The 12368-nt window shown below is 60.6% G+C and carries 9 protein-coding genes; 4 read left to right on the forward strand and 5 right to left on the reverse strand.

All coding sequences use genetic code 11. The annotated features are described in order from the left end of the window. Positions 1–171 precede the first annotated feature (171 nt). Together KFZ77_RS08510 and KFZ77_RS08515 are read left to right on the forward strand one after the other, a co-directional pair. Positions 172–1212 carry an oxidoreductase gene (locus KFZ77_RS08510; RefSeq protein WP_264385982.1) on the forward strand — a complete coding sequence of 347 codons (1041 nt, stop codon included), beginning with the start codon at positions 172–174 and terminating at the stop codon, positions 1210–1212. Positions 1213–1359: 147 nt separating this feature from the next. Then, entirely contained in the window at positions 1360–2355 is a 996-nt protein-coding gene (locus KFZ77_RS08515; protein WP_031522517.1) for a bile acid:sodium symporter family protein, read from the forward strand. A gap of 11 nt (positions 2356–2366) precedes the next feature. Here KFZ77_RS08515 and add read toward each other — a convergent pair whose 3' ends face one another. The 3 genes from add to malX all read right to left on the reverse strand — a co-directional run bounded on the left by add (position 2367) and on the right by malX (position 6247). Beyond that, positions 2367–3365, reverse strand: a complete 999-nt coding sequence (gene add, locus KFZ77_RS08520) for an adenosine deaminase (protein WP_031522523.1) — start codon at positions 3363–3365, stop codon at positions 2367–2369. 101 nt (positions 3366–3466) lie between these two features. Continuing rightward, the gene (locus tag KFZ77_RS08525; protein WP_264385983.1) at positions 3467–4636 is read right to left on the reverse strand and encodes a MalY/PatB family protein; all 1170 of its coding nucleotides are present in this window, start codon (positions 4634–4636) and stop codon (positions 3467–3469) included. Between the two features lie 18 nt (positions 4637–4654). Beyond that, positions 4655–6247, reverse strand: coding sequence for a maltose/glucose-specific PTS transporter subunit IIBC (malX, locus tag KFZ77_RS08530; RefSeq protein ID WP_264385984.1), 1593 nt, complete (start codon positions 6245–6247; stop codon positions 4655–4657). A 175-nt stretch (positions 6248–6422) separates the two neighbouring features. Here malX and KFZ77_RS08535 point away from each other — a divergent pair, with 175 nt between their 5' ends. After that, positions 6423–7451 (forward strand): Mal regulon transcriptional regulator MalI, encoded by a 1029-nt coding sequence (locus tag KFZ77_RS08535; RefSeq protein WP_031522529.1) that lies wholly within the window; start codon positions 6423–6425, stop codon positions 7449–7451. A 108-nt stretch (positions 7452–7559) separates the two neighbouring features. Here KFZ77_RS08535 and KFZ77_RS08540 read toward each other — a convergent pair whose 3' ends face one another. Together KFZ77_RS08540 and manA are read right to left on the reverse strand one after the other, a co-directional pair. Next, on the reverse strand, positions 7560–9110 hold the full coding sequence (locus KFZ77_RS08540; protein WP_264385985.1) for a YdgA family protein: 1551 nt from the start codon (positions 9108–9110) through the stop codon (positions 7560–7562). A gap of 102 nt (positions 9111–9212) precedes the next feature. Then, on the reverse strand, positions 9213–10391 hold the full coding sequence (gene manA, locus KFZ77_RS08545) for a mannose-6-phosphate isomerase (protein WP_264385986.1): 1179 nt from the start codon (positions 10389–10391) through the stop codon (positions 9213–9215). 201 nt (positions 10392–10592) lie between these two features. Here manA and fumA point away from each other — a divergent pair, with 201 nt between their 5' ends. Beyond that, positions 10593–12239, forward strand: a complete 1647-nt coding sequence (gene fumA / locus KFZ77_RS08550; protein WP_031522535.1) for a class I fumarate hydratase FumA — start codon at positions 10593–10595, stop codon at positions 12237–12239. Positions 12240–12368: the final 129 nt, after the last annotated feature.

The raw sequence follows: 12368 nt of genomic DNA on the forward strand, positions 1-12368 counted from the left end.
AACGGCTTTTTCACGCTGCAACCGGTTTCGGTAACCGGTTGCAGCGTTGCGATCGCGATCACTTTTCCGCTTTCATGTGAAACCCGGCGCGGTAACGATACGGTAATAATCTGTTGAGACATCAGGGGGATTGGTGTGAAATGACAGCGTCAACTGACCAGAGGAATCTCTATGAGTGATAAAATCCGCGTTGGACTCATCGGCTATGGCTATGCCAGTAAAACCTTCCATGCGGCGCTGATCGCCGGCACGCCGGGCATGGAGCTGGCCGCCATCTCCAGCAGCGATGCGGCAAAGGTTCATGCCGACTGGCCGACCGTGCCGGTGGTATCCGAGCCGAAGCAACTGTTTAACGATCCCAATATCGACCTCATCGTGGTTCCCACCCCCAACGATACCCACTTCCCGCTGGCTAAAGCCGCGCTGGAAGCGGGCAAGCACGTTGTGGTGGATAAACCCTTCACCGTGACGTTGTCACAGGCACGCGAGCTGGACGCGCTGGCTAAAAGCTGCAATCTGGTGCTGTCGGTGTTTCACAACCGCCGCTGGGACAGCGACTTCCTGACGCTGAAAGCGCTGGTGGCAGAGGGCACGCTGGGCGAAGTGAGCTACTTCGAATCCCACTTTGACCGCTTCCGTCCGCAGGTGCGTAACCGCTGGCGCGAGCAGGCTGGGCCGGGCAGCGGCATCTGGTACGATCTGGCTCCGCACCTGCTCGACCAGGCGATTAATCTGTTTGGCCTGCCGGTCAGCCTGTCGGTGGATCTCGCCCAGCTGCGTCCCGGCGCACAGGCGACCGACTACTTCCACGCGGTGCTGAGCTACCCGCAGCGCCGGGTCGTGCTGCACGGCACCATGCTGGCGGCGGCGGAATCGGCGCGCTATATCGTGCACGGCACCCGCGGCAGCTATGTGAAGTTTGGTCTCGACCCGCAGGAGGATCGCCTGAAGGCCGGGGAGCGCCTGCCGCAGAGCGACTGGGGCTACGACATGCGCGATGGCACCCTGACGCTGGCGCAGGGCGAGGAGATGGTGGAGAAAACGCTGCTGACGGTGCCGGGCAACTATCCGGCCTACTATGCGGCAATCCGCGACGCCCTGACCGGCAACGGCGAAAATCCGGTGCTGGCAAGCCAGGCGATTACCATCATGGAGCTGATTGAGCTGGGTATCGAATCGGCGAAGCATCGCGCGACGCTGTCGCTGGCCTGAGTAGCCGCAGTCCTGCCGGGGGCGTGAAAACGCCCCTTTTTTTCGCTCAACCGCCGCTCAACAAACAGAATGTTAATAGCAGGTTATATTTATCATTGCCCCCGACCAGGGCAGAGTAGGCTTTTTTGATATCAACAGGGATACCCTATGCGTTGGCTGCAGCGTCTGAAGATAGACACCTTCTTAGTGATTATGATTGGCGTAGTGATCGTCGCCTCGTTTTTCCCGTGCGAAGGTAGGGTGAAAACGGCCTTTGAATACCTGACGACTTTTGCAATCGGACTGCTGTTCTTTATGCACGGTGCAAAGCTCTCCCGCGAGGCGATTTTTGCCGGGATGGGCCACTGGCGGCTGCATCTGGTGGTGTTTATCAGCACCTTTGCCCTGTTCCCGGCGCTCGGGCTGCTCATGCAGTTTATTCCGCACTCGGTGCTGCCACCGTCGCTCTGGCTCGGCTTTCTGTATCTCTGCGCGCTGCCGGCCACGGTGCAGTCGGCTATCGCGTTCACCTCGGTAGCGAAGGGCAACGTGGCCGCTGCCATCTGCAGTGCCTCGGCATCGAGCATTCTGGGGATTTTCCTCTCGCCGGTGCTGGTCGGGGCGCTGATGCAGGCCCAGCAGGGGGATACCAACACCCTCGATGCCATCGGCAAGATCGTGCTGCAGCTGATGGTGCCGTTTGTGGTGGGGCACCTGTCGCGCCCGCTGATTGGCCGCTGGGTCGATCGTCATAAAAAGCTGATCAACATGACCGACCGCTCGTCGATTCTGCTGGTGGTGTACGTGGCATTCAGTGAAGCGGTAGTGGGCGGGATCTGGCATCAGATCGACGGCGCTGCGCTGATGGTGGTGGTAGGCCTGTCTACGGTCTTGCTGGCGGTGGTGCTGGTGGTGAACACCCTGGCGGCGCGGATGCTGGGCTTTAACACGGCTGATGAGGTGACGATCGTGTTCTGCGGTTCGAAAAAGAGCCTGGCGAACGGCGTGCCGATGGCGAATGTGCTGTTCCCGGCCAGTGCGGTGGGGGTGATGGTGCTACCGCTGATGATTTTCCATCAGATCCAGCTGATGGTCTGTGCGGTACTGGCGCAGCGTTACGCCCGCCGTACCGCAGCGGAAGAGACGGCCCAGGCAAAACCCTGAGCCGTAACGCATCAGGCGCGAACGGACTCGCGCAGCGCCTGTTTCTCCTGCTCGCTTAAAAACGCAATTGTCAGGCCGTTCTGCTGGGCCTGGCGGATTTGCGCCTGGCTCAGTCCGGCCTGCGCGGCAGCCACCTGATACTCGTGAGTGATGTCCACACCCTGAACCGCCGGGTCATCGGTATTGATGGTTGCCAGCACGCCATGCTCAAGGAAGGTTTTCAGCGGATGCTTCTCCAGCGCCGCCACGGTGCTGGTCTGAATATTCGACGTCAGGCAGGACTCAATCCCGATGCGCTGTTCGGCGAGGAAATCCATCAGCGCCGGATCCTCAATCGCCTTCACGCCGTGACCGATACGCTCGGCACCCAGCTCGCGAATCGCCTGCCAGATGCTCTCCGGACCTGCCGCTTCACCGGCATGCACCGTGATACGCCAGCCGGCGTCGCGGGCGCGGTTGAAGTGGGGCAGGAACAGGCTGCCGGGGAAGCCCAGCTCGTCGCCCGCCAGATCGAGCGCGGTGATATGGTCGCGGTGCGCCAGCAGGGCGTCCAGCTCCACCTCGCAGGCGGTTTCCCCGAAGGTACGGCTCATAATGCCGATAAGACGCGCCTGCACGCCAAAATCACGGCAGCCTTCACGCACCCCGGCAATCACCGCTTCCACCACGCCGTCCACCGGCAGCTGGTGAGTCATCGCCATATAACCCGGTGAGAAGCGCAGTTCGACGTAGTGCAGGCCGTGCTGTGCGGCGTCTTCGATGTTTTCATACGCCACGCGGCGGCAGGCATCCAGCGACGCCAGCACCTTCACGCCCCAGTCGAGTTTGGCAAGGAAGCTCACCAGATCCGGTTCGTTGGCGGTGACCTGCACGTGCGGGCGCAGGGTTTCAAGGGTGGTAGCGGGCAGGCTCAGATTGAACTGGCGACCAAGATCGAGAATGGTTTGGGCGCGAATGTTGCCATCGAGGTGGCGGTGCAGGTCGGTTAACGGCAGGGTGGTATCAATCATGGTCGCACTCTTTTTTTAGCTAAAGTGCAGAGCATTATAAAAATAAAGCGGGGGAAAAAGCTACGTTGCGCAACAAAAAGGGGTGTTTCCACCCCGAAGCGTTAGTTAAGTGAGCGAATGGCGGCGATTAAGCGCGCAACCCCGGCTTCCAGCTTAACCCGCGGGCAGCCCACGTTGAGGCGGATAAAGCCGTTGCCTTCTGCGCCGTAGGTGTAACCCGGCATAATGGCGACCTTCTGCTGCTCGATCAGCGCCTGTTGCAGCGCCTTATCGTCAAGACCCAGCGGACGCAGATCGATCCACGCCAGATAGGTGGCGGCGGGCGGCTGCCAGTTGAGTTGCGCAAACGCCGCATTCAGGGTCTGCGCAACGTAATCGAGGTTAGCCCGCAGGTAGTCGCGCAGCGCGTCGAGCCAGGGCGATCCGTCGCGATAGGCAGCAATATGCGCCACCAGCGCCAGCACCGCCGGTGAAGAAAGCCCATCCTGCCCCTTGAGCGCCGTCAGGTACGCCTCCCGCGCCTGCGGATCGCTGATGAACCCGTAAGCGCCGGTCAGGGCAGGAATGTTAAAGCTCTTGGACGCCGAGGTGACCAGCGCCCAGACGCCGCGCCCGACCGCGCTCCAGGGCGTATGGCTGCCACGCCACACCATATCCATATGGATTTCGTCGCTGATAACCCGCACGCCGTGTCGCTCGCACAGCGCCGCCAGGGTGTCCAGCTCCGGCCGCGTCCAGACTTTACCGGTCGGATTGTGCGGGCTGCACAGCAGCATGATTTTGCACTCCGGCTTCGCCAGCGCCTGCGCCAGCCGGGCCATGTCGCATGCCCACTCGCCGTCCTGCTGCTCCAGCGGCAGGCTAATCACGCGGCGCTGATTACCTTCGATGGTTTTGTAGAATGCGTCGTAGGCCGGGGTGTGGATCAGTACCCCGTCGCCGGGCTGCGACCACTGGCGGATCAGCTGCGAGACGGTGTAAATCACCGACGGGCCATACACCAGCGTTGCCGGGTCGATGGCGGTGGCGAAACGCTGCTGATACCAGTGGGCAATCGCCCCGCTGAAATCGCTGTTATTCCAGCGGCTGTAGCCCAGCACGCCGTGGGTGAGGCGCTGCTGCAGGGCATCCAGCACGCACGGCGCGGTGGGGAAATCCATATCCGAAATGGTGAACGGCAGCAGGTCCGGTGCGCCGAAGCGGTCCGCGACATAATCCCACTGGGTACACCAGGTGCCGTGCCGGTCTACCGGCGTAGAAAAATCAAACATCGTATCGTCCTTAGCGCCTCACGCCTGCACCATGTTCATCAGTGCCGCCATTTCATCTTTTACCGACTGCACCTGCGGTCCAATCACCACCTGCAGGTTATGCTGGTTGAGCTGTACCACGCCGATGGCACGATTGGCTTTCAGCGCCTCGACATCCACGTTCGCCATCTCTTTTACCGACAGACGCAGGCGGGTGATGCAGTTATCGAGAGTAACGATATTCTCCGCGCCGCCGAGTGCCGCGAGAATAGCCGGAACGTTGTACCCGGACTTGCCGACGCTGCCCGCCATTGCGGTTTCAACCTGACGCGCCACTTCCACGTCGCGACCGGGGGTTTTGATATTAAAGCGCAGGATGGCGAAGCGGAAAATGGCGTAGTAGGCCGCAAACCAGACCGCTGCCACCACCGGCACCAGATACCACTTGGTGGCGAGGCCGTGCAGCATGCCGAATACCACAAAGTCGATGACGTTGCCGTCGGTGTTGCCGATGGTGACGCCGAGCACGGCCATGATGGTGAAGCCCAGCCCGGTCAGCAGGGCGTGGATGAGATACAGCACCGGGGCGACAAACAGGAACAGGAATTCCAGCGGCTCGGTGGTGCCGCCCACCACGCAGGCAATTACGCCAGAGATGAGCAGCCCTTTAATCTTATGCCGGTTTTCCGGGCGAGCGCAGTGGTACATTGCCAGCGCCGCGCCGGGCAGGCCGCCGAGGAACGCCGGCATTTTGCCCTGCGAGAGGAAGCGCGTCGCGCTCTCGGAGAAGCCGTGTACCGACGGACAGTTAAGCTGCGCCTGGAAAATGGTCAGTGCGCCATTCACGGTTTTACCGCACACCTCCATGGTGCCGCCCGCTTCGGTAAAGCGGATCAGCGCCACCAGAATATGCTGCAGACCGAACGGCAGCAGCAGACGCTCGCCGGTGCCGAAAATCATCGGTCCGAACGCCCCGGCGCTGTTGATCATGCTCCCCAGCGCGGTGATGCCCATTGCAAACACCGGCCAGATTAACGGGATCACCAGCCCCACCAGGCCCATCACCACGCTGGTGATAATGGGAACGAAGCGGGTGCCGCCGAAGAACGCCAGCGCATCCGGCAGGCGCACGTTGTGAAAACGCTCGTGCAGCAGCCAGATGATCACCCCGGCGATCACCGCCCCGAGGATGCCGGTATCCACCGACTGAATGCCCAGCACGTTTTGCACGTTATTGGCCTTCAGCACCGCCGCATCGGTGGTGGGCAGAATGCCTTTCATGGTGAGCCAGAAGTTGGTCGCCAGGTTCATCACCGTAAAGCCGACGAAACCGGCAAAGGCCGCGACGCCTTTGTTCTCGCGCGCCAGCCCGAGGGGGATAGCGATGCAGAACATCACCGGCAGGTAGCTGAAGGCGAAGGAGCCGACTTTGCTCATCCACAGGAAAATGGCCTGCAGCACCGGATGACCGAGCGCCGGAAACAGGGTGATGACATCATGGCTGCTCAGCGAACTGCCGATGCCGAGCATGATGCCGCAGAAGGAGAGGAGCGCTACCGGCAGCATGAAGGTTTTGCCCAGCTGCTGGAAGAACTCCCATACGGTGATTCGGGATGCTGCATTAGCCGCCATAAACGACTCCTTGTCCTGAAAGTGAGGTCGGGGATATATCACGCAGCGAGAAGATAAAACGTTTTATCAAACTTTAGTGCGAAACGAATCACATAATCAGGCGATAATAGCGGCTATAAAGATCCCCTATGGGTAAAACGTTTTATCTGAGCGATAAGGGAAGGGAATCGCAGCGATGTCTGTAGCGAAGAAAATCACCATCAACGACGTGGCGCTGGCGGCGGGCGTCTCGGTCAGTACCGTCTCGCTGGTGCTGAGCGGCAAGGGACGCATCTCCCACGCCACCGGTGAGCGGGTAAATGAGGCGATCGAGAAACTGGGCTTTGTGCGCAACCGCCAGGCGGTGTCGCTGCGCGGTGGGCAGAGTGGGGTAATTGGCCTGATGGTGCGCGATCTCAGCTCGCCCTTTTACGCCGAGCTGACCGCCGGCCTCAGCGAAGCGCTGGAAGCCCAGGGGCGGATGCTGTTCCTCACCCAGTGCGGACGCGACGCCGACCAGAGCGAACGCTGCTTCGCCACGCTGCTCTCCCAGGGCGTGGACGGCGTGATTATCGCCGGCGCTGCCGGAGAAGGTGCTTCGCTGCGCGATATGGCGGCGGCGCGTCAGCTTCCGCTGCTGTTTGCCTCGCGGGCCAGCCATCTTGATGAAGCCGATATTATCCGCCCGGACAACATGCAGGCCGCGCAACTGGTGACCGAACATCTTATCCGGCGCGGCCATCAGCGCATCGCCTGGCTGGGGGGACGCAGCTCCTCGCTGACCCGCGCTGAACGGCTGGGTGGCTACTGCGCCACGCTGCTGCAGTACGGCCTGCCGTTTCACAGCGACTGGGTGCTGGAGTGCGAACCGAGCCAGAAACAGGCGGCGGAGGCCATCAGCGATCTGCTGCGGCGCAATCCCACCATCAGCGCGGTGCTGTGCCACAACAGTACCGTGGCGATGGGGGCGTGGTTCGGCCTGATGCGCGGCGGACGCCAGGGCGGGGAAGGCGGGATGGAGAGCTACTACGATCGCCAGGTGGCGCTGGCGGCCTTTGCCGAGGTGCCTGAAGCCGCACTCGACGATCTGCCGGTGACCTGGGTCACCACCCCGGCCCGCGAGATAGGCCACACCCTGGCCGGACGCATGCTGCAGCGGATCAACCAGGAAGAGGATGCGTTGCGCCACCAGATTATTCCCGCCCGGCTGGTGCCCCAGCGCTGAATGCTGCCCCGGCACGTAGGGTGGGTAAGCGTAGCGCACCCACCGTTGAATACTGAATTCCGCCCATAAAAAAGGCCTCCGCAGGGAGGCCTGGTTGTTAGCGCAACATTACTGCGGAGCGATCATCGGCCCGCGCGGTGCCGGTGCCATCGGGGTTTCCAGCTCCGGAGCCGGCGCCTCGCCGCCCATGCCCGGCAGCGTAAATTTCCCGAACAGCGCCTCGACCGGCATCTTGTCGCCGTTGAGGTTCACCTGGCCGTTTGCATATTGCAGGCTGGTGCTGATGACGTTGTCTTTGGTTGACACCAGACGGAACATCTGGCCCGCAGCAGCAGCGCCTTCTACCTGTTTACGCGCCAGCTTTTCAGCCTGATCCTTCTGGTAGCCTTCAAGCTGCGCAACCTGAGTCATAAACTCGGTCGCCATGTCCATCGGGATTGACAGTTTGCCGTCCAGCGATTTCACGTTACGCAGCAGCTCTTCGCCCAGGGATTTCACCGGCTGCTTCAGCTCTTCTTTGTTTTTGAAGAACAGTGACAGGTTCAGCGAGCTTTCGCCTTTGGCATTTTTCCAGCTGAACGGCGCAACGGTGATCACCGGGCCGCTGTCGAGCAGCAGCGGCAGGTTGTTAAGCAGGATCTGGCGGAAGTTCTCCTGATAGGCCTGCGGGTTCTGCATCACTTCCGGCTGCGACAGCAGGGCGTTTGCCTGGGCGTTGTACTGCTGGCTGAACTGATGCCAGGCTTTGCCGTCAACCTGACCGACCTTCAGCGTCAGCTTACCGCTGCCCATGTTCTGGTTCTGCACCTTCAGGCTGTCGAGGGTGTAATCCACCACGCTGTTGAGATGCTTCTTGTCTTCGGCCACTTCGGTTTTCGCCGTCAGCGCCGTGCCTTCGAATACCGCCAGCTCGTTGCCTTCCACCGAAATAGCCAGCTTCTCAAGGTTGAGCTGCTGCTGACCGATGCGCTCGTCAAACGAGGTCAGTTCGGAAGAACCATCGGTTTTCAGGTTGTTGATGCTCATCTGCACGCGCTGACCATATTCGTTGACGCTGTCGATGAGCGCACTGTCGATATTCCCTTTCAACGACATCTCGTTGCTGTCACCGTCCACCGCAACCGTGAACTCCCCGCCGCTGAAGGCGATTTTGTCCTGCTCCTGCTGATAGTTCACCGGCACCAGCGTGATATCAGTAGCGGTAGCCCCCGAGTAGCCGACGCGCGTATCGGCGGTAAACAGCGACTGACCTTTGGTGTGGTCAAACAACGCTTTGGTGGTGGCGTTGTTGGCAAGCGTGGTATTCACCGAGGCCAGCGACGGGATCAGATTAAACTTTTTCAGCTGCGCGAAGGGGAACGGGCCGTGATCGACATCCTCGTTCAGCACCACGGTCTGACCCGGTTTCAGCCACGAACTTTGCGCGCCCTGAACCGGCTTCACGACCAGCTCCAGCTGGCTGCTGAACACGCCGCGATGGTAGTTCTGGTACGCCAGCTCCAGGCCTGACTCCGGCGAGGTGCGCTTCAGTTCGGCGTTGCCCTGCGCGATCATCTCCGCTACGCGGTTCTCGAATTGTTTACCGGTAAACCAGGCCGCGCCCGTCCAGACCACACCCAGGGCGACGATCACGCCCGCTGCAACCAGAGTCTTTTTCATAGTCCTTATCCCTAAAACAGTCGTCCCGGCGGGTAACCCGCCGGGTGAGTTCATCAACGTCTGACAGTGAGCTTAGCAATCCGTGCCAAAAAAATCAGTAGCTTAGTCGATTTTATTAAACACGCGCGCGATGCGTCCGATGCCGCTGACGCTGACCGGCGACTCATGGGCGGCGATAAACGCCGATTCGCCCGGCTTCAGTACCAGCGTAGCATCGTCTTTACGCAGCAGCGCTTCACCTTCGACGCAGAACACAATCGCCGCGCTGGACTGGGCCAGTTCAACAGCCTGCGTGTTCAGGTCGTGCAGGGAGAACGCGAAGTCGTCCACCGGGATCGGGAAATCCAGCTCGCTGCCGCGCTTCACTGCCTGGGTCAGCAGGCTGTCTGCCGCTTTCGGCTCGAACTTCACGTTCGCCACCAGCTCAGGAATATCGATGTACTTCGGCGTCAGGCCGGCGCGCAGCACGTTATCCGAGTTAGCCATCACCTCCAGCGCCACGCCCTGCAGGTAGGCGTGCGGCGTTTCGGCAAACAGGAACATCGCTTCGCCCGGATTGAGTTTCACCACGTTGAGCAGCAGCGGGGAGAACAGGCCGCTGTCGTCCGGGTAAAATTCGCTGATGGCGCGAATGGTATCCCAGGGTTCGCCGGTTTTATCGGCCAGCGCCGCTTTCAACACCGCCAGCGCGCGGGATTTCTCATCGCCCTGCATATTCAGCAGGCTGGCGAACAGCTCGCTCAGGCGCTGGGCGTTCGGAGCTTCGAGGAAGTGGGCAATGGCGGTATGCGCCCCCGCCACCGGCTGCAGCAGCGAAACGATGTCGTTGAATTCGCGGAAGGCGTTCATCGCCAGGAACGGGGTAAGCGCAAAGACCAGCTCCGGCTTGTGGTTCGGATCTTTATAGTTGCGCTCGGCGGCATCGAGCGGGATACCGGCGGCGTTCTCTTTCGCAAAGCCCGCTTCCGAGGCCTGTTTGTTCGGATGCACCTGAATCGAGAGCGGCTGATCCGCGCACAGCACCTTAAACAGGAACGGCAGCTCGCCGAAGCGCTCGGCGACGCCGCGCCCCAGCAGGGTCTCTTTATCGGCGTCAATCACGTCGCGCAGCAGATGCGTGGCGCCGCTGGCGTCCTGCACTTTTGAGCTGCTCTTCGGGTGCGCGCCCATCCACAGCTCCGCCATCGGCAGCTGTTGCGGGTTGGCGATACCGTAGAGTTCCGTTAACGCAGTTTTACTTCCCCAGCCGTAGTTCTGCACTGAGTTAATGAGTTTTTGCATTATCAAGCCCTGTAGTCATGAGGATGAAATCTGGCGTTATTAAACCAACAAACCCGTTTGAAGTAACCAGCGGCGGTAAAAAGTCGTATTAGTCTCAGTTTTTGTTAAAAAATTGTGTACGATGTGGCGACTCGCTTTTGAAGACGGCACATGGACCATGCGCCAATAACATTCCACATCGAAGCAGTAAGTGAGAGCACAATGTCGAATAAACCCTTTTACTATCAGGAACCCTTTCCGCTCGCGAAGGATGACACCGAATATTACCTGCTGACCCGCGACTACGTTTCCGTCTCCGAATTTGAAGGGCAGGCGGTGCTGAAAGTGGAGCCCCAGGCGTTAACCCTGCTGGCCCAGCACGCCTTCCACGATGCCTCTTTCATGCTGCGCCCGGCGCATCAGCAGCAGGTCGCTGACATTCTTAACGACCCCGAGGCCAGCGAAAACGACAAGTACGTCGCCCTGCAGTTCCTGCGCAACTCCGAGATCGCCGCCCGCGGTATTCTGCCCACCTGCCAGGACACCGGCACCGCCATTATTATGGGTAAGAAGGGGCAGCGCGTCTGGACCGGCGGCGGGGATGAAGCCGCGCTGGCGCACGGCGTGTATAACACCTATATCGAAGACAACCTGCGTTACTCCCAGAACGCCGCGCTGGATATGTATAACGAGGTGAATACCGGCACCAACCTGCCGGCGCAGATCGATCTCTACAGCGTGGACGGCGAGGAGTACAAATTCCTCTGTATCGCCAAAGGTGGCGGCTCGGCCAACAAAACTTATCTCTACCAGGAAACCAAAGCGCTGCTCTCACCGGGCAAGCTGAAAAACTATCTGGTGGAGAAGATGCGCAGCCTCGGTACTGCGGCCTGTCCGCCTTATCATATCGCGTTCGTCATCGGCGGCACCTCGGCGGAAGCCACCCTGAAAACCGTGAAGCTCGCGTCCACGAAATACTATGACGGGCTGCCGACCGAAGGTAACGCCCACGGCCAGGCGTTCCGCGACGTGCAGCTGGAGCAGGAGCTGCTGCAGGAGGCGCGCAATCTCGGCCTCGGTGCGCAGTTTGGCGGTAAATACTTCGCCCACGACGTGCGGGTTATACGCCTGCCGCGCCACGGCGCATCCTGCCCGGTGGGCATGGGCGTCTCCTGCTCGGCAGACCGTAACATCAAGGCCAAAATCAACCGCGACGGCGTCTGGATCGAAAAGCTTGAGAACAACCCCGGCAAATACATCCCGGAAGCGCTGCGTCGTGAAGGTGAGGGCGAAGCGGTACGCATCGACCTGAATCGCCCGATGGCCGAAATTCTGCAGCAGCTGTCGCAGTACCCGGTGTCCACACGCCTGTCGCTCTCCGGCACCATTATCGTGGCGCGCGACATCGCCCACGCGAAGCTGAAAGAGCGCATCGACAGCGGGCAGGGGCTGCCGCAGTACGTTAAGGATCACCCGATCTACTACGCCGGCCCGGCCAAAACCCCGGACGGCTATGCATCTGGCTCCCTCGGCCCGACCACCGCCGGACGTATGGACTCCTACGTTGACCTGCTGCAGTCCCACGGCGGCAGCATGATCATGCTGGCGAAGGGCAACCGCAGTAAGCAGGTCACCGACGCCTGCCACCAGCACGGCGGCTTCTACCTCGGCAGCATCGGCGGCCCGGCAGCGGTGCTGGCGCAGAGCAGCATCAAGAGCCTCGAATGCGTCGAATACCCGGAGCTGGGTATGGAGGCGATCTGGAAAATTGAAGTAGAAGACTTCCCGGCGTTCATCCTCGTGGATGACAAAGGCAACGACTTCTTCCAGCAGATCCAGTCCTCGGCCTGCGCCACCTGCGTTAAATAAGCCAGCCGCCCTCCGGGGCGGTTTTTTTTAAGTGGCGCGTAAACGCACAAAGCCGCAATCAGTTCGCTTTTCATCATCCATACTGATAACCGCAATTGAGCAGCGTCGGACCCGATAACCTTTTGTTAC

This window comes from Siccibacter colletis, assembly GCF_025914095.1.
In the GTDB taxonomy this organism is placed as follows: domain Bacteria; phylum Pseudomonadota; class Gammaproteobacteria; order Enterobacterales; family Enterobacteriaceae; genus Siccibacter; species Siccibacter colletis.

Bases quoted from the DNA above. Each gene is read 5' to 3' on its own strand.
- KFZ77_RS08510 (WP_264385982.1), top strand. From the start codon at position 172: ATGAGTGATAAAATCCGCGTTGGACTCATCGGCTATGGCTATGCCAGT.
- fumA (WP_031522535.1), top strand. From the start codon at position 10,593: ATGTCGAATAAACCCTTTTACTATCAGGAACCCTTTCCGCTCGCGAAG.
- KFZ77_RS08535 (WP_031522529.1), top strand. From the start codon at position 6,423: ATGTCTGTAGCGAAGAAAATCACCATCAACGACGTGGCGCTGGCGGCG.
- add (WP_031522523.1), bottom strand. From the start codon at position 3,365: ATGATTGATACCACCCTGCCGTTAACCGACCTGCACCGCCACCTCGAT.
- manA (WP_264385986.1), bottom strand. From the start codon at position 10,391: ATGCAAAAACTCATTAACTCAGTGCAGAACTACGGCTGGGGAAGTAAA.
- malX (WP_264385984.1), bottom strand. From the start codon at position 6,247: ATGGCGGCTAATGCAGCATCCCGAATCACCGTATGGGAGTTCTTCCAG.
- KFZ77_RS08515 (WP_031522517.1), top strand. From the start codon at position 1,360: ATGCGTTGGCTGCAGCGTCTGAAGATAGACACCTTCTTAGTGATTATG.
- KFZ77_RS08540 (WP_264385985.1), bottom strand. From the start codon at position 9,110: ATGAAAAAGACTCTGGTTGCAGCGGGCGTGATCGTCGCCCTGGGTGTG.
- KFZ77_RS08525 (WP_264385983.1), bottom strand. From the start codon at position 4,636: ATGTTTGATTTTTCTACGCCGGTAGACCGGCACGGCACCTGGTGTACC.